This is a genomic window from Streptomyces sp. NPDC104313 (assembly GCF_055583985.1).
In genome coordinates this window covers 136,419-157,641 of the sequence record NZ_JBVJMW010000003.1, presented here as the reverse complement: position 1 = coordinate 157,641, position 21,223 = coordinate 136,419, and the positions used below count along the sequence as shown (strand labels likewise).

Annotated in this window: 20 protein-coding genes and 1 tRNA gene; 13 read left to right on the top strand and 8 right to left on the bottom strand. The window is 68.9% G+C overall.

The window, feature by feature from the left end:
- Window positions 1-260 precede the first annotated feature (260 nt).
- Complete coding sequence (locus ACZ60Q_RS07770) at window positions 261-395, top strand: DLW-39 family protein (protein WP_003958712.1); 135 nt, start codon at window positions 261-263, stop codon at window positions 393-395.
- A 364-nt stretch (window positions 396-759) separates the two neighbouring features.
- Entirely contained in the window at window positions 760-2,094 is a 1,335-nt protein-coding gene (locus ACZ60Q_RS07765) for a hypothetical protein (protein WP_469631240.1), read from the top strand.
- Window positions 2,095-2,142: 48 nt separating this feature from the next.
- On the opposite strand, the gene ACZ60Q_RS07760 is transcribed toward ACZ60Q_RS07765, so the two are convergent.
- Both ACZ60Q_RS07760 and ACZ60Q_RS07755 read right to left on the bottom strand, forming a co-directional pair.
- Window positions 2,143-3,480, bottom strand: a complete 1,338-nt coding sequence (locus tag ACZ60Q_RS07760; protein ID WP_469629927.1) for a serine/threonine protein kinase — start codon at window positions 3,478-3,480, stop codon at window positions 2,143-2,145.
- 139 nt (window positions 3,481-3,619) lie between these two features.
- Complete coding sequence (locus ACZ60Q_RS07755; protein ID WP_469629925.1) at window positions 3,620-4,168, bottom strand: DNA-binding protein; 549 nt, start codon at window positions 4,166-4,168, stop codon at window positions 3,620-3,622.
- Between the two features lie 178 nt (window positions 4,169-4,346).
- Here ACZ60Q_RS07755 and ACZ60Q_RS07750 point away from each other — a divergent pair.
- Window positions 4,347-4,419, top strand: a tRNA-Ala gene (locus tag ACZ60Q_RS07750).
- A gap of 290 nt (window positions 4,420-4,709) precedes the next feature.
- On the opposite strand, the gene ACZ60Q_RS07745 is transcribed toward ACZ60Q_RS07750, so the two are convergent.
- Window positions 4,710-5,252: a hypothetical protein gene (locus tag ACZ60Q_RS07745; RefSeq protein WP_469629923.1), complete on the bottom strand. Its 543-nt coding sequence runs from the start codon at window positions 5,250-5,252 to the stop codon at window positions 4,710-4,712.
- A 285-nt stretch (window positions 5,253-5,537) separates the two neighbouring features.
- Between ACZ60Q_RS07745 and ACZ60Q_RS07740 the strand changes: the two genes are divergently transcribed.
- The gene (locus ACZ60Q_RS07740) at window positions 5,538-6,875 is read left to right on the top strand and encodes a hypothetical protein (protein ID WP_469629920.1); all 1,338 of its coding nucleotides are present in this window, start codon (window positions 5,538-5,540) and stop codon (window positions 6,873-6,875) included.
- A gap of 597 nt (window positions 6,876-7,472) precedes the next feature.
- Window positions 7,473-8,057 (top strand): TerD family protein, encoded by a 585-nt coding sequence (locus ACZ60Q_RS07735; protein ID WP_469629916.1) that lies wholly within the window; start codon window positions 7,473-7,475, stop codon window positions 8,055-8,057.
- Window positions 8,058-8,201: 144 nt separating this feature from the next.
- Here ACZ60Q_RS07735 and ACZ60Q_RS07730 read toward each other — a convergent pair whose 3' ends face one another.
- On the bottom strand, window positions 8,202-8,921 hold the full coding sequence (locus ACZ60Q_RS07730) for a DUF5324 family protein (protein ID WP_469631237.1): 720 nt from the start codon (window positions 8,919-8,921) through the stop codon (window positions 8,202-8,204).
- Between the two features lie 281 nt (window positions 8,922-9,202).
- Here ACZ60Q_RS07730 and ACZ60Q_RS07725 point away from each other — a divergent pair, with 281 nt between their 5' ends.
- Together ACZ60Q_RS07725 and ACZ60Q_RS07720 are read left to right on the top strand one after the other, a co-directional pair.
- Entirely contained in the window at window positions 9,203-9,730 is a 528-nt protein-coding gene (locus tag ACZ60Q_RS07725; protein ID WP_265600590.1) for a peptidylprolyl isomerase, read from the top strand.
- Between the two features lie 140 nt (window positions 9,731-9,870).
- Entirely contained in the window at window positions 9,871-10,773 is a 903-nt protein-coding gene (locus ACZ60Q_RS07720; protein ID WP_469629913.1) for a rhomboid family intramembrane serine protease, read from the top strand.
- A 361-nt stretch (window positions 10,774-11,134) separates the two neighbouring features.
- Here ACZ60Q_RS07720 and crgA read toward each other — a convergent pair whose 3' ends face one another.
- On the bottom strand, window positions 11,135-11,389 hold the full coding sequence (gene crgA, locus ACZ60Q_RS07715) for a cell division protein CrgA (protein WP_469629910.1): 255 nt from the start codon (window positions 11,387-11,389) through the stop codon (window positions 11,135-11,137).
- Between the two features lie 142 nt (window positions 11,390-11,531).
- On the opposite strand from crgA, the gene ACZ60Q_RS07710 reads away from it, so the two are divergent.
- The 6 genes from ACZ60Q_RS07710 (at window position 11,532) to ACZ60Q_RS07685 (ending at window position 16,087) form a co-directional block, all read left to right on the top strand.
- The gene (locus ACZ60Q_RS07710) at window positions 11,532-12,299 is read left to right on the top strand and encodes a DUF881 domain-containing protein (RefSeq protein WP_469629907.1); all 768 of its coding nucleotides are present in this window, start codon (window positions 11,532-11,534) and stop codon (window positions 12,297-12,299) included.
- A 30-nt stretch (window positions 12,300-12,329) separates the two neighbouring features.
- A complete protein-coding gene (locus tag ACZ60Q_RS07705; RefSeq protein WP_469629904.1) occupies window positions 12,330-13,028 on the top strand; it encodes a class E sortase in 699 nt (232 codons plus the stop codon).
- A 78-nt stretch (window positions 13,029-13,106) separates the two neighbouring features.
- Window positions 13,107-13,295 carry a hypothetical protein gene (locus ACZ60Q_RS07700; protein WP_003967905.1) on the top strand — a complete coding sequence of 63 codons (189 nt, stop codon included), beginning with the start codon at window positions 13,107-13,109 and terminating at the stop codon, window positions 13,293-13,295.
- Entirely contained in the window at window positions 13,292-13,930 is a 639-nt protein-coding gene (locus ACZ60Q_RS07695) for an aminodeoxychorismate/anthranilate synthase component II (RefSeq protein WP_469629901.1), read from the top strand. Before ACZ60Q_RS07700 ends, ACZ60Q_RS07695 begins: the two co-directional genes overlap by 4 nt.
- Window positions 13,927-15,321 carry a class E sortase gene (locus ACZ60Q_RS07690; RefSeq protein WP_469629898.1) on the top strand — a complete coding sequence of 465 codons (1,395 nt, stop codon included), beginning with the start codon at window positions 13,927-13,929 and terminating at the stop codon, window positions 15,319-15,321. Before ACZ60Q_RS07695 ends, ACZ60Q_RS07690 begins: the two co-directional genes overlap by 4 nt.
- A 25-nt stretch (window positions 15,322-15,346) precedes the next feature.
- Window positions 15,347-16,087 carry a class E sortase gene (locus tag ACZ60Q_RS07685; protein WP_469629895.1) on the top strand — a complete coding sequence of 247 codons (741 nt, stop codon included), beginning with the start codon at window positions 15,347-15,349 and terminating at the stop codon, window positions 16,085-16,087.
- A 103-nt stretch (window positions 16,088-16,190) separates the two neighbouring features.
- Here ACZ60Q_RS07685 and pknB read toward each other — a convergent pair whose 3' ends face one another.
- The 3 genes from pknB to ACZ60Q_RS07670 form a co-directional block, all read right to left on the bottom strand.
- Complete coding sequence (pknB, locus tag ACZ60Q_RS07680) at window positions 16,191-18,179, bottom strand: Stk1 family PASTA domain-containing Ser/Thr kinase (RefSeq protein WP_469629892.1); 1,989 nt, start codon at window positions 18,177-18,179, stop codon at window positions 16,191-16,193.
- A 169-nt stretch (window positions 18,180-18,348) separates the two neighbouring features.
- Window positions 18,349-19,806 (bottom strand): peptidoglycan D,D-transpeptidase FtsI family protein, encoded by a 1,458-nt coding sequence (locus ACZ60Q_RS07675; RefSeq protein WP_469629889.1) that lies wholly within the window; start codon window positions 19,804-19,806, stop codon window positions 18,349-18,351.
- A complete protein-coding gene (locus ACZ60Q_RS07670) occupies window positions 19,803-21,203 on the bottom strand; it encodes an FtsW/RodA/SpoVE family cell cycle protein (protein WP_469629887.1) in 1,401 nt (466 codons plus the stop codon). Before ACZ60Q_RS07670 ends, ACZ60Q_RS07675 begins: the two co-directional genes overlap by 4 nt.
- Between the last annotated feature and the right edge of the window lie 20 nt (window positions 21,204-21,223).

The window sequence follows — 21,223 nt, the reverse complement described above, 5'->3', positions numbered from 1 at the left end:
ACTTCTCCGATCATGTGGATCCGGGCCGCGTTTTCGGGGAGCGACGCCCGCTCTGTGCTGATCTTCGGATGAACACCACTCGTATGGTGCAACTGGAGTGGACAAGGCCTCGCGGGCGTTCGGAAGAGGGTGCCGGGAGGTCGTCCGGGGCGCCGTGGAGGGGGTGATCCGGGGCCCCGGGTAGGTCACCGATCGGTATCGGCCGGTGTGTATAGTCGGCGACAGAAGGCCCTTACGCCAAGGAAAGACGAGGTCGCGCGGTGAAGAAGCTTCTCCTGGTCGCACTGGCCGCCATCGGCGGGCTCCTCGTGTACCGCCAGATCCAGGCGGATCGCGCCGAGCAGGATCTGTGGACGGAGGCGACCGACTCCGTGCCCGCAGGTTCGGGTGTGTGAGACGGCACAGTCTGTTACGGGCCCCGGTCGCTTAGCGGCTGGGGCTTCGTGCTGTCCGGGGCCCGTTCATCGGCGTGCGGGCCCTTTATCGCGCGCGCGTGACACCCGTACCTCGTGACACCCGTACCTCGTGACACCCGTATCTCCGTGACGCCCTTACCTCTTGGCCTCTTGAGTTCACTTGAGCACATACATAAATTGCTCTGGTGAACTCCGGTGGGGTGTCGACGAGGGCAGGAACCCGGACAACGGGGGCAACGCGGCTGTGGCCGGAGACACCGGCGGTGCGGGCGGGGCAGGATGGACCGGCATCGCGGCCGGGCGGTCGACGGCACCGGCGCGTGAGGACGACGAGGGGAAGCGCGTGAAGAGGCAGCGCAACAGGGGCCGGGTGGTGGCCGCGGTGCTCGCGGCGATGTGCGCGGCGGCGGCCCTGCCGGGGCAGGCGCACGCGGCCGGCCCCGGGGCGTACGCGTTCGACCCCGACGCGAAGAACGTGCAGGGGGCGACGGCGAACGTCGAGGCGTCCGAACTCGACGAGGGCGTCCCGTACCGCAGCACGATCAGGCCGGGCGAGAAGCTCTACTACCGGGTCACGCTGGACGAGCTCTCCGCAGCCTACGTCTCGGCGGTCGCGGTGCCCGGCGACAGTGGCAAGGTCGCCTACGGCGACGGCATCAACGTCAGTCTCCGGGAGACCGACGACACCCAGTGCGGTGCGGAGCGGGCGAACTTCGGCCCGGGCGAGTACGCGCGTCCCATCGCCGCGTACGTCTCCCGGACCATCAAGGAAGGCAGCTCCAGCTGCCAGGAGAGCGGCCAGTACGACGTCCTCGTCGAGCGCGAGAGCAAGGAGACCTCCAACTCCGGTGCCTGGGACCTGGAGTTGCGCTTCCTCCAGGAGCCGCGGTTGAGGAGCGGGGCGGCCATGGCGACCGACGGGCCGAAGAGCTGGCCCTCGGCCTCGGCGAAGCCGCTGACCGGGAAACAGCAGAAGCGGACCGGTGGAGCCGGGTACTCCGAGGCCACCGGCCTGGAGGACGGCCGCTGGCAGGACACGGTCGCCCCGGGGCAGACCCGCTTCTACCGGGTGCCGGTGGACTGGGGCCAGCAGATCCACGCCACCGCCGGGCTCTCCAACAGCACAGGTGCCAAAAGGGACTTCGTGGGCAACGCGCTCACCCTGGCGCTGGACAACCCCGCCCAGGGGCATGTCTCCGACGCCACACTCTCGTACTCCGGAGGGCCCGCTTCCGCGTCCCTGAGGCCGCTGCCGCCGGTGGCCTACCGCAACCGGTTCGACTCCTCGACCCAGGTCAGCGCCATGCGCTTCGCGGGCTGGTACTACCTGTCGGTGTCCCTCAGCCCGAAGCTCAAGGAGTCCTACGGCGACGAGCCGATCCCGTTCGAGCTGGCGGTCCAGGTGAAGAACGACGCCGAGACGTCTCCGTACGAGGGCGACGCCGGGGTCTTCGGCGTCACCGACCAGGACCGGGAAGTGGCCCGGAAGGGGAAGAACGCCCGCGAGGCCGCGCGGAGCGGCCCGATGACGGTGGTCGCCGCGGCCGGCATCGGGGCGGGGTGCGTGCTGGTGCTCGGGCTGGGCGTCTGGACGTTGCTGGCCCGCCGACGCGCCGCCGGGGCCCCGGCCCCCGGCTCGCCGGCCGCCGGGGGCCACCGGCCGCCGCAGGGCCGGTAGCGGGCCCGGCGACGCCTCCGCGGTGGCGACCGCCGTTGGCCGGGACCGTCAGATCTGGGTCAGGGCCCAGATCCCGATGGCGAAACAGATCAGCGCCACCACCAGCACCACGGCCGCCACCTTCGGGGGCGGTCCCGGACGCGTTCCCCGCCGAGCGGCTTGCTGCACCGGCGGGTCCGGTACCGGTGGCCGCTGCTGGGCGGTGTAGGCGCGGGTGGCGACGGGATCGTGCGGCACGCCGGAGGTCGGCGCCCCGGAGAGGTCCGGCGCGCCGACGGCGTACGGGGGCGGCGCGTCCGCGGTGACCGGTGCGGCCTGAGGCCGCTGGAACCCCGCCTGAGGGTAGGGCTGTTGCTGTGGGGGTGAGGCTCCGGGCGGGGGCGCGAGGTGGAAGCTGCCCGTCTCCGACATCGACGTGGGGGGTGGTTCGGAGGCCTGCTGACCGGGGACCGGAACGGCCGGCCGCGCCGGTCCGGCCGCCGGACCCCCGGGCTGCCGAGGGGCGGTCACGGGCCCCTCGGGGCCGAACCCGGCCGGCAGCGGACCGATCTGGTCGAACACCTCCACCGGCTCGTCGCCCGGGCCGGGTTCGGGAAGCATCTCGACCGCCGCGGTCAGGGCCTTGCGGGCCCCCGTCGCGGTCCGGAACCGGGCGTGCGGGTCCGGTTGGAGCAGACCGGCGAGAACCTGCCACAGCGGCTCGGGAATGCCGTCCGGGGCACTCGGGGTGCCGTGCGTGGCGAAGTGCTCCACCAGCGCCTGGGAGTCGGGCTTCTTGCCCCGGAGGAGGTAGAGCGCGACCAGGCCGACCGCGAAGAGGTCCGCGGGGAAGTCGGGCTCGGCGCCCATCATCTGCTCGGGGGCGAAGTAGCCGGGCGTACCGACCACGTAGTTGGTCTCGGTCAGCCGGGGTTCACCCTTGCGCATCGAGATGCCGAAATCGGAGAGGCGCAGATGCGGGCGGCCCGTTCCGGTCGCCTCCATCAGGATGTTGGCGGGCTTGATGTCGCGGTGCACCACCCCTTCGGCGTGCACGGTGGAGAGGCCGGAGAGCAGCTGGTCCAGCAGCAGGCAGACGAAGCGTGGGGGCAACGGGCCGTAATCACCCAGGACATGGGCGAGCGAGCCTCCGCTCACGAGGTCCATGGTGAACAGGACCTTGTCGTCGTCGGCGGCCCAGCTGGCCGGGGCCAGCACGTGCGGATGTTCGATGCGCAGGGCCTGTTCGCGGACGAAGCGCAGCAGCGTGTGCGCGTCGCTCTGCTGGAGCACCTTGGCCGCGACGTACCTGCGGCGGCGGTGGTCCCAGGCGCGCCAGACGGCGCCGACCCCACCCCGTCCGATCGGATCGATCAGCTCGTACCGACCAGCGAAGACCTCACCCATTGCGCTGCGCCCGCTCCCCGTTCCTGTGGTGCCGCGGCGTCTGCCGCGGCCCGTTTCCGGCCCCCGTGCCCTGTCGGCACCAGGGCGCCGCACGGTGCGCGCGTGCCCTGGCTCCGTCGTCCGTCGTGGTCCGGAGCCGTTAGCTCTGGTGCCCCTCGTAGTGCGCGACCGCGTCCGCGGTGCGTCCCGCTCCGTACACCTTGAGGAACTCTGCCAGCTCCGGGTGGGTCGGGGCGAGGGCGTCCGCGGCATCGATGATGTCGCCGGCCGCCGCGACCGACCGCAGCAGGGACTGGATCTCGCGCACCACACGGCGGACGGTGGGAGCGCCGCCGGTGGAGGTGGTCTGGCCGGTGGCGGTCAGGACCGACCCGCCCTGCGACTTCTTGATCTCCTCCATGCGGTCGGTGGCCTCGCCCGCGCTGACGCTGCCGTCGGCCACCTGGCTCGCCAGCTCCTGGAGGGCCTGGACGCGCTGGACCACCGCGGGATTCCCGATCTTGGCCCGCTGGCCGCTCATCAGTTGGGAGAGCATCGGGGCGGAGAGCCCGAGAGCAGCGGCCAGCCGGGCCTGGTTCAGGCCGAGATCATCGATCAGCCGACGGAAGAGCGCCCCCAACGGCTCCCCGTACCAACTGCGTTGAAGCTCTCTGGCTCTTGCCGTCGCCTCTTGTTGCGCTGCGTCCATGGCGTCTCCCCATCGCTGCGGCTTCGCTGCTGCGAACCTTGCGAGCATCTTACGGAGCGTGGTCGTCCACGGGGAGTCCCTATCCTTTTGCAGGATTGCGGGGGTCACCCGGTACTCTGGTCTGCGAAGGTGACCCTGGCACGGACGTGCTGGGCGTTGCCCTCGTTCGTTGTGGCCCGGGGCCTTAGCTCAGTTGGTAGAGCGCTGCCTTTGCAAGGCAGATGTCAGGAGTTCGAATCTCCTAGGCTCCACATCACGAGACCCCATCCGACCTGCGGGAATGTAGGTCGGATGGGGTCTTCTCCTGGTTCTGGTGGGCGACGAGTGGGCCGCGCGGGTCGTCAACGGTCGATTCATGGCTTACGTGGAGACCCAGGATCTGGGCTTGATCCGCTTCGACGGACATCCTCCCTGGGCTGAACCCCTGATCTCGAATGTCCGCCACAGTGGATCAAGCCCACTCCCGAGCTGCTCACCACAAGAAGTGCGCGAGATCCCGGCGTACCGGATGGATTACGAGCTGGGTGTGAGTGCTGTGCGGTCAGTCGATCGGGCCCCAGGCCCGATGCGGCCGTCGCGGCGTGTTCCCGGAGGCGTTCTGCCCGGTGCCCGTCGTCCCCGGAGCGCCGGAGCGCCTCTCTCTCAGGGTGTACATCGCCACGACGAGGAGGGCTGCTGAGGGAAGGAGCAGTAAGGCGGCGAACACCAGGCTGAAAGCCGCCGCTGCGGTCTTCCCGTCCTGTACGGCACCGGATCCGGTGACGGCGAAGGCCCCACCGACAACGAGCGGAGGCAGTAGCCAGGGCCGCGGGTGGGGCTCGGGAGCGGGCTGGGAGGACCGTCCCTCACGGAAGGCCGCGTACCAGTAGCGGGCGCACCACCAGGCGACCGCGTACACCGAAACCGCGGCCGAGCCGAGGCCGATCAACGACCGAGTGCGGTCGGAACTGCTCACTGCCGTGGCACTGAGCGCCGTGCCTGCCAGAGCCAGGAACACCGTGAGGATCGCCCCCATGGCCAGGCGGCGCCGACGGCTGCCACGGAGAACACCGGACGGCATGAACATGATCGACACTCCAGCCATGCGCACCCTGTGAAGGGCGCTCGCGGACTCCGTCATGACGCGGACACCCGTGCAACCCTTGCCCGCCGCGCCTTTTCGTGCAACGGGTTTGATCCGGTCCGGCAGGATTCGTGAATGAATTCACGTAGATACGCAGTAAGGGCCGCGTGAAATACGGTCGAGCTGCTCGGCATTTGAACACCCCGGAGCGGAAGCGGTAGTTACTTACGGCATCAGGGTATGGCGATCATGGATACGCTCAGTTAAGTTATGCCGTGAGCTTTCTGTTTCCCGTAAGGAGATTGAATGCGTAGCGCCCTGAGTTGGTTATTGTCGCTCGTCGTGATTTTCGGTACCGCGAGTTTTGTCGGCGGTCCGGCTGTGGCCGCACCCGGAGATCCCATCACGGACATCAACGCACGCCTTGCCGCGCTTCCGGGGGTGACCGCCTCCAAGGAGGTCACCAACAGCGACCACTTCGACATGCGGGTGTACGAGGTCACGTTCGAGCAGCCCAAGGACCACCGCAACCGGGCGGCGGGCACCTTCCAACAGGTGGCCACCGTGGTGCACAGGGACGAGAACCTTCCCACGGTGCTCCTCCCCACCCAGCACCACTCCAACCAGCTGCCCCCGGGCATCATGTTCCTCACGAACAACGTCATGGTCGAGCAGCGCTTCCTGGGCGACAAACAACTGGATCCCAAGGACCTGGCGCATCTGAACATCTGGCAGATGGCCACCGATCTGCACCGCGTGACGGAGGCGATCAAGGGGATCTACGGCAAGAAATGGCTCTCCGCCGGTATGGGTGATGAGGCGGCTCAGGTCGCGACGTACCACCGCCGTTTCTACCCCGCGGACGTGCGGGGAACCTATGTCTGGGGCGGCCGGAACGACGCGCGGAACGACGACGATTCGGCGTACGACAAGTACTTCGCCCAAGTGGGGACTGCCGAGTGCCGGGACCGGGTGAAGTCCTTCCAGCGCGAGGCGCTGGTACGCCGGGACGCGCTGGGCGAGATCTTCAGCAAGCAAGCCCGGACGGACGGCGAGACCTTCGAACTGGTCGGCTCGGTCGACCGTGCCTACGAACTCGCGATCAAGAACTACCAAGAGAATTTCTGGGGGTCCGGGAGAGCGCGGCCCTGCACCCACGTGCCCCTGGAATCGGCCACCACAGCGGAGATGTGGAACGAACTCCGCTGGGCGAGCCCTCCCTTCCTCTGGGGAGACAAGGACCTGCGCTTCCACCAGCACGCCCGCTACCTGTCCGGGACCCAGACAGGCTGGCCCACGATCAGCACCCCCCACCTGGACGACCTGCTGCGCTACCCGGGCATCGACACACCGCGCACCTTCGTCGACCGCGGCATCCCGATGAAGTTCGACAGCGGGGCGATGGCGGACATCGACAACTGGGTCCGCAAGGAATCCTCCGAGATGATCTACATCTACACGAAGGACTCCCTCCGGAGCGTCGAGGGCTTCCGGGTCGGCCAGGGCAGCAAGGACTCGAAGGTCTATCTCAGCCCTCAGCCCAGGGGCGGGATCGGAAGCCTCACCCCGGCGGAACAGCAGGAGATCGTCGAGAAGCTGAGCAGGTGGGCCGACGTGAACCAGCCGACGACCGCGAAGCGCTGACGCGCCGGCCAACCGTAGGCCAGTGGAGCGTCGGATCCTGAACGCGTATCCCGCGCAATCTGTGCGACCCGCGCCCGCCGTGCACTCCCGCACGGCGGGCGCGGCGCGTCCCGGGGCAGGACACTCCGCCGCAGCGCGTCGTCCGACTTCGTCGCCGAACCAGCCGGTTCGGCTCCGCCGTGACATTCCCCGCCCGGGTGGCGAAACGCGGCTCCAGACGTTGCTCTCGCAACGCCTCTTCAGCCCGTGTCGACGTGTCAACACGGGGGCCGGATCGAGGCAGATGGAGCAGGACGCAGGAGGGTTGAAGCAGGGGTAGCGTCTGGTTCTCCGGCGTTTCCGCAGGTCAGCGGCGTAATGGTTTCGGGTTCGAATCTCCTGGGCTCCACATCCCCAAGACCCGCCTGAACTGCGGTGACGCGGCTCAGGGGGCCTTTCTCGTCTTGTTCCCGCAGCGACGGACCGCCGGGCGCCCGGCCGCCTGCCGGGCCCCGATCTCGTACGATCCGGATCCGGCGCGCTTCCTCCGGGGACCGAGCGCCGGAGGCACCAGGCACACTTCATACGTAAACAGTCGAGCCACAAAAGGACTCAGGCATGATCACGTTGACGAAGGAAGACGGCCCGGCCGACCTGGGTGGGGTGACCCATCTGTCCATCGGGGCGTCCTGGGACCCCACCGTCGGGAGCAGCGGCGGTCTGATGGGGAAGATCCGGCAGAAGGCCGGCACGGACCTCGACCTGATCGCCATCGCGCTGCAGGGCGAGGACCCGGTGCGGCTGGCAGGTCTGGACTCCCTGGACCCGCTGGGCAACGGATCGCTGGTGCACAGCGGGGACAACCAGACCGGGCACGGTGACGGTGACGACGAGACGGTCACCGTCGAGTTCTCCAAGATCCCTTCGAACATCACGGCGGTCGTCTTCATCGCTGCCGCGTACAAGAAGCGCAGCGCCTTCAGCAACGCGCGCAACATCAGCTTCAAGGTGTACGACGCGACGGGCGGCAGCACGCAGCAGGTCGCGGACATCTGGCCGAGCATGCTCACCCAGGACAACGGCGTCGCCGTGGCCAAGGCGATCCGCGAGGGCGCCGGCTGGAAGCTCCAGGTGATCAACGAGACCGGGAAGATCAAGCAGGGCGACGAGCAGGCCCTGATGCGCTTCGCCGTGAGCCGGTAGTCGCCGGGGGGCGGAGCCCCGACGCCGTCCTACGGCGGAGCGGGGCGACAGAACGAACGCGGCTGCGGTAACCGCCCGGGCGGTTACCGCAGCCGCGTTCGTTCTGTCAGGGGGTACGCACGGGGCGCCCCGTGCCGGCCGGGGTCAGGGCCGGTCGTCGAGGCCGGGGGTGTCGCCCGCGCCCGACTCGGCCTCGGCCTGCTTGGCCTTGACCTCCGGGTCGAGGTCGGCCCGGCCGCTGCCGTCGACCGAACTGAGCGGCGACCGCTCGTCGCCCACCTCGGTGGCGACGGGCGGCTCGACCAGCCAGTCCGGGTTGGCCTGCTTGTCCCACCAGCGCCAGGCGGCATAGGCGCCGCCGGCCAGGGCGCCCAGTACCAGGAACCCCTTCGCGGCCCGTCCCGCCTTGGCCCGCCGCTGGTGCTTCCTGGCCAGCTTCTGGATCTCCTTGGCCGTCACCTGGGTGCGCAGTGCCGCCAGGGCGGCCGCGCTGCGGGCGGAAGCCTGCTCGGCGACGGGCAGGGCCACCGACCGGACGTGCTCGACGCGGGGGGCGGTGTAGTCGGCGGCGCTCCGTGCGGCCCTACGGGTGGAGACCGCGGCGCGTTGCGCGGCCTCGTCGACCTTGGGCGGCACGTGCGTACGGGCCTGTTCGAGGCGCGGTGCGAGATGGGACGCGTACTGGACACGGGCCTGCTGGGCCGCCTTCGTCACCTTCGGCGCCAGTTGTGCGCGAGCCTCGTGTGCGTAGTGGGCCGCTTGCTTCTTGGCCGTGTCGGCGTAGGGCGCCACCACTTCCGCGGCGTGCTGCGCGCTGTCCTTCGCCGAGTCGGTTGCGGCGCGCACGCTGTCGATGCGGGTCACGAGATCCTCCTCCTTGGTGGCGGGTAGGTACTCCGCCTGTCCGCCCAGTTCGAAATCATGCCTGCTGCGTCCATGCCCGGCATGCGGGACGGGCATCCGGGTCATGATCGCTGCTTGCGGCCAAAACGGTTCCTGTGAAGTGTGCCGACGACAATGCCACGGTTCGGTGGTGAACGCGCCGTTTCGTCCGGCATCCGGCCGCACATTTCCCGGTCCGTGGGAGGATCGGCGGACGTCAGCGAAGGATGTGACGTCAGGCGAAGGACGAAGGAAGGCAGACCGTGGCCGAGCAGCTTTACGCCACCTTGAAGACCAATCAGGGCGACATCGAGATCCGGCTCCTGCCGAACCACGCCCCCAAGACGGTCCGGAACTTCGTCGAGCTGGCCACTGGGCAGCGCGAGTGGGTCAACCCGGAGACCGGCGAGAAATCCACGGATCGGTTGTACGACGGCACCGTCTTCCACCGCGTCATCAGCGGTTTCATGATCCAGGGCGGCGATCCACTGGGCAACGGCACCGGCGGCCCCGGCTACAAGTTCGCCGACGAGTTCCACCCGGAGCTGGGCTTCACCCAGCCGTATCTGCTGGCGATGGCGAACGCGGGCCCGGGGACGAACGGCTCGCAGTTCTTCCTGACCGTGTCCCCCACCGCCTGGCTGACCGGCAAGCACACCATCTTCGGCGAGGTGTCCGGTGAGGCGGGCCGCAAGGTCGTCGACGCCATCGCGGCCACCCCGACCAATCCGCGCACCGACCGTCCGTTGCGGGACGTGGTGATCGAGTCGGTGGTCGTCGAGACCCGCTGACGTTCGCTTCCCGGGGGCCTCGCCGGATACCCCTCGCGGGAACCAACCGCCCTGCCCGTCCGTACTGATACATAGCGGACCAGCGGGGCGGCCCTGTTCGCGCCGCCGAGCGACGAGGACCGAAAGGCAGGCCAGGACCGATGGACCAGCAGCCGCCGGGGGACCGCGGCGCCGCGGGAAGCGGTGTGCCGACGCCGACCTGCTACCGCCACCCCGACCGCGAGACCGGCATCAGCTGTACGCGCTGCGAGCGGCCCATCTGCCCCGAGTGCATGGTCAGCGCCTCGGTCGGATTCCAGTGCCCCGACTGCGTACGCCAGGGCTCGGGTACCGGGCACCACCCGGCCGCGGCCCGGCCGCGCACGCTGGCGGGCGGTGCGGTGGCCGCCGACCCGCGTCTGGTCACCAAGATCCTGCTCGGCATCAATCTGGCCGTCTTCCTGCTGGTCTCCGTCCGTCCCGCGCTGGTGAACGACCTGACGCTGCTCGGGCGGTGGGACCCGGCACCGATGCTGGTTCCCGCCACGGGCGTCGCCGAGGGCCAGTGGTACCGCTTGGTGACCTCGATGTTCCTGCACCAGGAAGTGGTGCACATCGCGTTCAACATGCTGGGGCTGTGGTGGCTCGGCGGACAGTTGGAGGCCGCGCTCGGCCGGACCCGCTATCTCGCGCTGTATCTGCTGTCGGGCCTCGCGGGCAGCGCTCTGACGTATCTGCTCGCCGCGCCCGGCCAGCAGTCGCTCGGGGCGTCCGGTGCGGTCTACGGCCTGTTCGGCGCGACCGCCGTCCTGATGCGCCGGATGAACTACGACATGCGTCCGGTGCTGGTGCTGCTGGCGCTGAACCTGGCCTTCACCTACTTCAACCGTGACGGCATCGCCTGGGAGGCACACGTCGGCGGTCTGATCGCGGGCGTCGTCATCGCCTTCGGCATGGTCCACGCGCCGCGCGAGCGGCGGACGGCGGTGCAGGCCGGTGCCTGCGGGCTCGTCCTGCTGGCGAGCGTCGGGATCATCGTCGCCCGCACGATGTCCCTCACCTGAGCCCGGCCCAGGGCCGGATCCGGAGCGGAACGGGGCCTTCCACGCCCAGGTCGATCGAAGTTGTCCACAGTGTGCGCGGAATCTTGTGCATGGCAGGAGGAACATTCGTTCCCCTTGTCGCTGAGCTGGGTTCTTCCGGCAGAACAACGGGGTGCAGCCCCCCTCGCCGAGGGGGGCTGCAGTCATACCGGCGTCAACCCGAGTCGAGGTTATCCACAGATCGTCTGACCTTTTCCCCCGACTGTGGATAACTCTGTGGGTAACTCAGGGCAAGGCTTGCGCTGGGGAGTGCTGAGCGGATACGGGACGAGCGGATACGGGGTGAGCCGATCGCCGCCGCGGCGTCAGCGGAGGAGGACCGTCACTTCCACTGCGTCGACACGGCGAAACCGCCGGCGATGAAGCCGAAGCCGACCACGATGTTCCAGTTGCCCAGGGCGTCGACCGGCAAATTGCCTTCGGTCACGTAGAACACCACGATCCAGACCAGCCCGATGAGGAACAGGGCCAGCATCACCGGAGCGACCCAACTGCGGTTGGTCAGCTTGATGGTCGTTGCCTGCTTCGCCGGGGGCGGCGTGAAGTCGGCCTTCTTGCGGATACGTGACTTCGGCACGAGGGACTCTCCTGTCGATGCGCTGCGTGACCGCGCAGAGATCTGTGGCGGGCGCCGGGGGCGGGATGCCAGGGGGAATGATGCCTCCCCCGAGCGTCCGTTAGCGTAGTGCTTCCCTGGCGCCTGATGAGATAAGGGTACGTTGAGCAATTCTGCCGACTCCCCAGAAGGCCCGGTCCGGCGCACCTCCGCGTGGGCGGTCCGGGGCCTCACCGCTGCGGTTTTCGCCCTGGCCGGGCTGATCTTCGTCACCAGCGCCAACACCGCCAAGGGCACCAATCTGCGCAGCGACTCCTCCCTGCTGAAGCTCTCCGACCTGATCAGGGAGCGCAGCGAGAAGAACGGAGAGCTGAACGATTCGGTCGCCGGCGCCCGCGCGGACATCGACGCCCTCGCCCAGCGTGACGACGGTTCCACCAAGGCCGAGGACGCCCGGCTGAAGGCCCTCGAGAAAGCGGCCGGCACCACGAAGATCACCGGCGACTCCGTCAGCGTGACGCTCGACGACGCACCTCCCGACGCCACCGCGAACCCCGGCTACCCCGAACCCCAGCCCAACGACCTGGTCATCCACCAGCAGGACCTGCAGGCCGTGGTGAACGCGCTGTGGCAGGGCGGGGCGCGCGGAATCCAGGTGATGGACCAGCGACTGATCTCCACCAGCGCCGTCCGCTGTGTGGGCAACACGCTGATCCTCCAGGGCCGCGTCTACTCCCCGCCGTACAAGGTCACCGCGGTCGGCGACCCGGGCAGGCTCAAGCAGGTGCTCAACGACTCCACCGCGATCCAGAACTACCTGCTCTACGTGAAGGCGTACGGGCTGGGCTGGAAAGTCGACGAGAACGAGGCGGTGACTCTTCCCGGGTACTCGGGCACAGTGGATCTCCACTACGCACAGCCCGCGGAGTGAGCCCGAGCTGAGCCCCGGGGAGGCCGTCCGGTGTCGGTGCGACTCGTCGTCAGAACCTTCAGTGAGCTCTGCGTCACCGTGGGTGCGCTGATCATCCTCTTCGTCGTCTACTTCCTGTTCTGGACGGGTGTGAAAGCGGCCGACGCGGCCGAGGGCGAGATCGACACCCTCCAGAGCCAGTGGGCCCGGGAGCCCGTGACGCCGGCCCCGCCGCCCGCCTCCGCGAGGACGCCCCCTTCGGCGGACCCGGACCCGTACCGAGCGGGAAAACCCTTCGCGATGATGCACATTCCCCGCTTCGGCGCCGACTGGGAGTGGCCTGTCCTGGAGAACACCGCGGTCAGAACCCTCCAGAAGGGGCTCGGGCACTACAGCGGAACAGCCCGCCCCGGTGACACGGGCAACTTCGCGGTGGCCGGCCACCGGCGGACGTACGGCGACCCCTTCAAGGACTTCCCGAAGCTGCGGGCCGGGGACGCGGTGGTCGTGAACGACGGCGCGACCTGGTTCACGTACCGCATCGCGAAGAAGCCGTACCGGACCGTGCCCACCGACACCGCCGTCGTCGACCCGGTGCCCCGCGGCTCCGGGTTCCAGGATGCCGGACGCTATCTGACGCTCACCACGTGCGAGCCGGAATGGGGAAGCAGCCACCGGCTGATCGCCTGGGCGCATCTGGACGCCACGCGGCCGGTGAGCGACGGAAGGCCGCCCGGGCTTTCCGGCTGACCCGGGCTTTTCCACAGCTGCCCCCCTCCTCGGCCACGGCCCTCTAGTCTGGTGCGGGTACCGAATGGAGGGGTCAGCATGTACGGCTGGATCTGGCGGCATCTGCCGGGCAACGCATGGGTGCGGGGTGTCATCTCGCTCGTGCTGGTTCTGGCGGTCGTCTACGCGCTGTTCCAGTACGTGTTCCCCTGGGCGGAGCCGCTGCTTCCGTTCGGTGATGTGACCGTCGACGGCGAGAGCGCCGGTGGAGCAGGAGCTGACCAGTGAGCGCACGCGTCCTCGTCGTGGACAACTACGACAGCTTCGTCTTCAACCTCGTCCAGTACCTCTACCAGCTCGGCGCCGAGTGCGAGGTGCTGCGCAACGACGAGGTGACGCCCGCCCACGCGCAGGACGGCTTCGACGGCGTCCTGCTCTCGCCGGGTCCCGGCACACCCGAGCAGGCCGGTGTCTGCGTCGAGATGGTGCGCCACTGCGCGGACACCGGCGTCCCGGTCTTCGGCGTCTGCCTGGGGATGCAGTCGATGGCGGTCGCGTACGGCGGGGTCGTCGACCGGGCACCCGAACTGCTCCACGGCAAGACCTCCCCCGTGACCCACGAGGGCAAGGGCGTCTTCGCCGGACTGCCGTCCCCCTTCACCGCGACGCGCTATCACTCGCTCGCCGCCGAACCCGGCGCGCTGCCCCCGGAGCTGGAGGTCACCGCCCGCACGGCGGACGGCACCATCATGGGGCTGCGCCACCGGGACCGGGCGGTGGAGGGCGTGCAGTTCCACCCCGAGTCGGTCCTTACCGAGTACGGCCACCTGATGCTCGCCAACTGGCTGGAGCAGTGCGGAGACCAGGGGGCCGTCGCGCGGTCGGCGGGGCTCGCGCCGGTGGTGGGCAAGGCCGCCGCGTGACCGCAGGCCGCCCCGGGCCCGACGCCGAACCGGAGGGCCCTTACGCGCAAGGGGCGTACGGGGCCGACGGCGCGTTCGTGGCGGCGGTGGACGGCCTCGCGGATCCGCTCAACGATCCGCTGCCCGGCGGTCACGCCTCGCCGTGGTTCCGGGCGGACAACATCCCGGGCCGGCCGGGAACGGACGGTCCCGGCCCGGAGTCCGGCCCGGAGTCCGCACCAGGTCCCGTAGCGCCGGAATCCGTGCCGGAGCCGATGCCCGGACACGTACCGGAGCCGGTGCTCGGGCACGTACCGACGGCGGCGTCGTCGCACGAGGCCGGTCACGCGCCCCACCAAGGGCCTCAGCGGCCCCAGGAAGACCCGAACGAGTGGTACGACCCCGCCGGGTACCAACGTGACTGGTACGGGCCCCAGGAGCCGTCTGCGCGAATAGCTCCGGCCGAGGAGCGGGCCCCGGCCCCGGAGCTCCCCGCCGAACCGCGCACCGAAGTCATCGCCGCTGTCGTCGGGGGGCCTGTCGAGCCCCGCACCGAAGTCATCAGCCGCATTCCGGCCGAGCCCGAGCCCGTTTCCCACCTCGGTCCGCCTCCCTCCGGCGGGCGGGCCGAGCGGCGCCGGGCGGCCAAGGGGCGTGGCCGTCGGCGCCCGGAACCGGTCGCCGCCCAGGCCGCCCCGATGTCCCGGATGGAGGCCCGGCGTGCGGCGAAGGCGGCCAAGGACAGCCCGGCGGTCGTCGCCAGCCGGGTGGTCGGCGAGGCGTTCATCTCGCTGGGCGTCCTCATGCTGCTGTTCGTCACCTACCAGCTCTGGTGGACCAACATCCGGGCCGAGCAGATCGCCGGCAATGAGGCGAACCGGATCCAGGACGAGTGGGCCAACGGCGACCGGAAGCCCGGGGTGTTCGCACCCGGCCAGGGCTTCGCGATCATGCACATCCCCAAGCTGGACGTCGTCGCCCCGATCGCCGAGGGCATCGACAAGGAGAAGGTGCTCGACCGGGGGATGATCGGCCATTACGGCGAGGGCAGACTCAAGACGGCGATGCCCTCCGACAAGCAGGGCAACTTCTCCGTGGCCGGCCACCGCAACACCCACGGCGAGCCGTTCCGCTACATCAACAAGCTCAACCCCGGCGACCCGATCGTGATCGAGACGCAGGACACGTACTACACGTACGAGATGGCCAGTGTCCTCCCGCAGACCGCGCCGTCCAACATCTCGGTGATCGAGCCGGTACCGGTTGGCTCCGGGTTCGAGGGCCCGGGCCGGTACCTCACGATGACGACCTGCACCCCGGAATTCACGAGTACCTACCGGCTGATCGTCTGGGGCAAGATGGTCGACGAACGGCCGCGCAGCCAGGGAAAGCCCGACGCGCTCGTCGGCTGAACATCCTCACGACAGGGACGGTGCGGTGGCAGCGAGGACCGAGCACGACGAGCGGGCCGAAACGTTCCCGTCCACGTCCCCGCCCCCGGTACGTCGGCGAGGCCGCCACCCCGTCGCGACGGCCGTCAGCGTCTTCGGCGAGCTGCTGATCACCGCGGGCCTGGTGCTCGCGCTGTTCGTCGCGTACTCACTGTGGTGGACCAACGTGCTCGCCGACCGCGAGGCCGACAAGCAGGGCGACACGGTCCGCAGCAAGTGGGCTGACGGACCGGGCGCCCTGGACACCAAGGACGGCATCGGCTTCCTGCACGTGCCCGCCATGAAGAACGGCGAGGTGCTGGTCAAGAAGGGCACCGACCCCGAGACCCTGAACAACGGCATCGCGGGCTACTACACGGACCCGGTCGAGTCGGGCCTCCCCTGGGACGACGAGGGCAACTTCACGCTGGCCGCGCACCGCGACGGGCACGGCGCGAAGTTCCACAACATCCACAAGCTGAAGAACGGTGACCCGGTCGTCTTCGAGACCAAGGACACCTGGTACGTCTACAAGGTCTACAAGACGCTCCCCGAGACGTCGAAGTTCAACGTCGACGTGATCCAGCCGGTCCCGGAGGAGTCGGGCGTCGACGAGCCGGGCCGCTACATCACGTTGACGACCTGCACCCCGGTCTACACCTCGAAGTACCGGTACATCGTGTGGGGCGAGCTGGAGCGCACGGAGAAGGTCGACAAGGACCGCACGATCCCGGCCGAGCTGCGCTGAGCCGCCGAGAAACAGCCGCTCGCGCCCGTGCACAAGGGAAGGCCCCGGTCACCATCATGGTGACCGGGGCCTTCCCTTATGCACGGGCGAGGTGTGCTGTGGTTCAGTCGTCGCCGATACCTCCGAAGAGGCCCCCTCCGCCGTCCCCGCCGCCCTCGATGGTCACGAGGGTGACGGTGCTTCCCTTGTCCGCCTGGGTGGTCGGCGCCGGGCTGCTCGTGATCACCTTGGCGTTCGGCTTGTCGACCGAGCCCTGGGAGAGCGCCACCACGAAGCCGAGCCCTTCGAGCTGGCCCTTGACGTCCTGGTACGGCCGGTTGCCGATGTCACCGGGGATCTGGACCTGCTCCGGCTGCGCCGGACCCTTGGAGACCTTCAGGACGATCTGCACGTCCTTGCCCTGCTTGCTCGGGCCGGTGGGGGTCTGTTCGATCACCTCTCCGGCCGGCTTCTCCGAATCCACTTCGGCCCGTGAGACGTTGGTGAACCCGATGCCGCGCAGTTGCTGCTCCGCCGCCTCGTACGTCCGGGTCCGCATGTCCGGCAGGTCGAGAGTGGCCTGCACGGCCACCGTGATGGTGATCTCCGCCCCGTCCTCGGCTTTCTCGCCGCCCTTGGGGTCCTGCTCGACCACGGTGCCCTCGGTCTTCTCGGACTCCTCCGTGGTGACGTTGACCGTGAAGCCCTTCTTCTCCAGCTCCTCACGGGCGCCGTCCTCGGACTTCTCCAGGACGTTGGGGATCTCGATCTTCGGTGCTCCGGCGGAGACGACGACCATGACGGTGCCGTCCTTGTCCATCAGGGCGTCGGCCGCCGGATCCTGCGAGCAGATCTCGCCCTTCTCCTGCTCCTCGCACGGCTCCTCGGTGCCGACCTTCATCGTGACGTCGGTTCTGGCCGCGAGTTTCTTCGCTTCCTGCACCGTGGAGCCCACCAGGTTCGGGGCCTTGATCTGGCCGTCGTCGCTGGTCGGGGAGAAGATCACCCGGCCGATCAGGATCGCGCCGATCAGCACCAGGATGCCCGCGACGACCAGCAGGATCGTCGAGGTGCTGCTCTTCTTCTGCTGGCGCCGGCGGCCCGCGCGGTCGTCGTAGCCGTAGCCGCCGTCGTCCGGGTTGACCGGGGGCAGCATCGAGGTCTGCGCGTTGTTCGGGTCGGTCGGGTGCAGGGCGGCGGTGGGCTGGTCGGTGTGGTAACCGTCGTAGCCCCCGTACCCCGCGGCGCCCATCGCCGCTGTGGCCGCGACCGGTCGGCCGTCGAGGCAGGCCTCGATGTCGGCACGCATCTCGTCGGCGGACTGGTAGCGGTAGTCCGGGTCCTTGGTGAGCGCCTTCAAAACGATCGCGTCCATCTCGGGCGTGATCTCGGGGTCGAAGTTGCTCGGCGGCTGCGGTTCTTCCCGCACGTGCTGGTAGGCCACCGCGACCGGCGAGTCCCCGACGAACGGAGGCCGGACCGCGAGCAGCTCGTACAGCAGGCAGCCGGTGGAGTACAGGTCGGAGCGAGCGTCGACCTGCTCGCCCTTGGCCTGCTCCGGGGAGAGGTATTGGGCGGTGCCGATGACCGCGGCGGTCTGCGTCATCGTCATCCCGGAGTCGCCCATGGCGCGGGCGATGCCGAAGTCCATGACCTTGACCTGTCCGGTGCGGGTCAGCATGACGTTCGCCGGTTTGATGTCGCGGTGGACGATCTGGGCGCGGTGCGAGTACTCCAGGGCCTGGAGGATGCCGACCGTCATCTCCAGCGTGCGCTCGGGGAGCAGTCTGCGACCGGAGTGCAGGAGCTCCCTCAGCGTCGACCCGTCGACGTACTCCATCACGATGTACGGGATGGAGACCCCGTCGACGTAGTCCTCGCCGGTGTCGTACACGGCGACGATCGCGGGGTGGTTGAGCGAGGCGGCCGACTGGGCCTCACGGCGGAACCGGGCCTGGAACGACGGGTCACGGGCCAGATCGGCCCGGAGCGTCTTCACAGCTACGGTGCGGCCGAGCCGGGTGTCGTGCGCGAGGTAGACCTCGGCCATGCCACCACGGCCGAGCACCGAGCCCAGCTCGTACCGGCCGCCGAGGCGACGCGGCTCTTCCATCTGTTCCAGCCCTCTCCGTCAGTCCCGACCGCACCCGTGTGTGGTCCGCGGCGGTGCGCTGTTCGCGCATACGCTACCGGGCACGGGTGACGTGATCAGCCCGCACCCGTCAGCCGATATCCGACCGGTATCCGATGTCCGGTATGACGGGCGGTCGCCGTGACAGGTCTCACTTCCTGCTGTCGATGACCGCCTTCATCACGTCGCGCGCGATGGGGGCGGCCAGCCCGCCACCGGAGATGTCGTCCCGGTTGGCGTTGCCGTCCTCGACCACGACGGCGACGGCGACCGGTGAGCCGTTGTCGCTCTTCGCGTACGAGATGAACCAGGCGTACGGCTTCTCGCTGTTGTTCAGACCGTGCTGTGCCGTACCGGTCTTTCCGCCCACGGTGACGCCGGGGATCCGCGCGTTGGTTCCCGTACCGTCCTTGACGACGGTCTCCATCATCTGCTGGATCTTCTGGGCGTTCTCACCGGAGAGCGCGCGGCTGAGCTCTTCGGGCTCGTGGGTGTAGACCGGGTCCAGGTTGGGCGCCTGCCGCTCGGCGACCATGTACGGCTGCATCAGTTTGCCGTCGTTGGCGATCGCGGAGGCCACCATGGCCATCTGGAGCGGGGTGGTCCGGTTGGACGCCTGGCCGATGCCGGCCATCGCGTTCTGCGGCCTGTTGTCCTCGGGGAAGATGCTCGCGTCGGCGCGGACGGGCGTGAAGACTTCCTTGTTGAAGCCGAACTTGTCCGTCTGCTCGATCATCTTCTTGTTGCCGAGGTCGTCGCTCATCTTCCCGAAGACGGTGTTGCACGACACCCGCAGGGCCTCGCGCAGCGTGGCGTCCTCGCAGGGGATGTTGCCCTCGTTCTGGAGCGGGGTGGTGGACTGCGGCAGCGTCCAGGGCAGCGGGGAGTCGGTCTTGGCGTCGATGTCGTCGTAGAGCCCGTTCTCCAGGGCGGCGGCGGCGGTGACGACCTTGAAGGTGGAGCCCGGGGGGTAGGTCTCGCGCAATGCCCGGTTGAGCATCGGCTTGTCCTTGTCCTTCAGGAGCTTCTGCCGGTTGTCCGAGTCCTTGAGGGAGTTGCCGGCGAAGATCGAGGGGTCGTAGGACGGGGTGCTGGCGAGGGCGAGGATGGCGCCGCTCTTCGGGTCGAGGGCGACCACCGCGCCCTTCTTGTCGCCGAGCCCCTCGAAGGCGGCCTTCTGGGCATCGCCGTTCAGCGTGGTGACGATGTTGCCGCCGCGCTTCTTGTCGCCGGTGAACATCGACAGCGTCCGATCGAAGAACAGCTGGTCGTCGTTGCCGGTGAGGATGCCGTCCTCCAGGTTCTCCAGCTGCGAGGAGTCGAAGGCCTGCGAGGAGTAGCCGGTGACGGGGGCCCACAGGGGCCCGTTCTTCCAGACCCGCTTGTACGTGAAGTCGCTGTCCTCGGTCTCGGTGGAGCCGGTGATGGCCTTGCCGTCGACGATGATGTCGCCGCGCTCGTGGGCGTACCGCTCGATCTCGACACGGCGGTTGTACTTGTGGCTGTTCAGCTCGTCGGCCCGGACGTACTGGAGCCAGTTGTCCCGGATGAGGAGCGAGAGGACGAGGATGCCGCAGAAGATCGCGATCCGGCGCAGGGGCTTGTTCATGGTCGGACCACCTGGGTCATCTCCGCGTCGGTGGACGGTGAGGGAGCCGGGGCCGGGCGGCGGGCGGTGTCGCTGATTCTGATCAGGATGGCGATCAGCGCCCAGTTGGCGAGCACGGAGGAACCGCCGGCCGCCAGGAACGGCATCGTCATACCGGTGAGCGGGATGAGGCCCATCACACCGCCGGCGACGACGAACACCTGGATGGCGAACGAGCCGGAGAGACCGATCGCGAGCAGCTTGCCGAACGGGTCGCGGGCCGCCAGCGCGGTGCGCACTCCGCGCTCGACGATCAGGCCGTAGACGAGGAGCACGGCCATCATCCCGGCGAGCCCGAGCTCCTCGCCGACCGTGGCGAGGATGAAGTCGGAGTTGGCGGCGAAGCCGATCAGGTCGGAGTTGCCCTGCCCGAGCCCGGTCCCGAGGGTGCCGCCGGAGCCGAAGGCCATCAGGGACTTCGCCATCTGCTCGCTGGCGTTCAGCTTGCCCCAGCCCGCGAACGGGTCGAGCCAGGCCGTGATGCGCTCCTGGACGTGCGGTTCGAACGTGGCGACGCCGACCGCGCCGATACCGGACATCAGCAGACCGAAGACGATCCAGCTGGTGCGCTCGGTGGCGACGTACAGCATCACGACGAACATGCCGAAGAAGAGCAGCGAGGAACCGAGGTCGGTCTCGAAGACCAGGATCAGGATCGAGAACGCCCAGACCATCAGGATCGGTCCCAGGTCACGGCCGCGGGGGAGGTACAGGCCCATGAACCGGCGACTGGCCAGGGCCAGTGCGTCCCGCTTGACCATCAGGTAGCCCGCGAAGAACACGGTGATGATGATCTTGGCGAACTCGCCGGGCTGGAGCGTTCCGACTCCCGGGATCTTGATCCAGATCTTGGCGCCGTTCACGGCGGGGAAGAACATCGGCAGGATCAGCAGGAACAGCGCCACGACCATGGAGATGTACGTGTAGCGCTGCAGGATGCGGTGATCCTTGAGAATGACCAGGACCGCGACCAGCATCCCCACTCCGATGGCGGAGAAGAGCAGTTGCTTCGAGGCCGCGGGAACGAAAGTGTCCAGGGCCTGGAAGCGTTCGGACTGGTCCAGCCGCCAGATCAGCGCCAGGCCCAGCCCGTTGAGCAGGGTGGCCAGGGGCAGGAGCAGGGGGTCCGCGTACCGCGCGAACCTGCGGACCGCGAGGTGGCCGACGCCGCCGAGCAGGGCGAGCCCCGCTCCGTAGCCGAGCATGCCCGCGGGCAGTTCGCCGTTGAGGGCGAGGCCCACGTTGGCATAGGCGAACACCGAGATGGCGACGGCGAAGACGACGAGTGCCAGCTCGGTGTTGCGGCGGCTCGGTGCGTCGATCGCGCCGATGGTGGTCGTGTTGGTGACAACGCTCATGGTGCTGAAGGCCCCCTACG

What these genes read in the sequence shown, in the direction of transcription:
- ACZ60Q_RS07760 (WP_469629927.1), bottom strand. Translation starts at nt 3,480, where the DNA reads ATGGGTGAGGTCTTCGCTGGTCGGTACGAGCTGATCGATCCGATCGGA.
- ACZ60Q_RS07755 (WP_469629925.1), bottom strand. Translation starts at nt 4,168, where the DNA reads ATGGACGCAGCGCAACAAGAGGCGACGGCAAGAGCCAGAGAGCTTCAA.
- ACZ60Q_RS07745 (WP_469629923.1), bottom strand. Translation starts at nt 5,252, where the DNA reads ATGGCTGGAGTGTCGATCATGTTCATGCCGTCCGGTGTTCTCCGTGGC.
- ACZ60Q_RS07740 (WP_469629920.1), top strand. Translation starts at nt 5,538, where the DNA reads ATGCGTAGCGCCCTGAGTTGGTTATTGTCGCTCGTCGTGATTTTCGGT.
- ACZ60Q_RS07735 (WP_469629916.1), top strand. Translation starts at nt 7,473, where the DNA reads ATGATCACGTTGACGAAGGAAGACGGCCCGGCCGACCTGGGTGGGGTG.
- ACZ60Q_RS07720 (WP_469629913.1), top strand. Translation starts at nt 9,871, where the DNA reads ATGGACCAGCAGCCGCCGGGGGACCGCGGCGCCGCGGGAAGCGGTGTG.
- ACZ60Q_RS07700 (WP_003967905.1), top strand. Translation starts at nt 13,107, where the DNA reads ATGTACGGCTGGATCTGGCGGCATCTGCCGGGCAACGCATGGGTGCGG.
- pknB (WP_469629892.1), bottom strand. Translation starts at nt 18,179, where the DNA reads ATGGAAGAGCCGCGTCGCCTCGGCGGCCGGTACGAGCTGGGCTCGGTG.
- ACZ60Q_RS07675 (WP_469629889.1), bottom strand. Translation starts at nt 19,806, where the DNA reads ATGAACAAGCCCCTGCGCCGGATCGCGATCTTCTGCGGCATCCTCGTC.
- ACZ60Q_RS07670 (WP_469629887.1), bottom strand. Translation starts at nt 21,203, where the DNA reads ATGAGCGTTGTCACCAACACGACCACCATCGGCGCGATCGACGCACCG.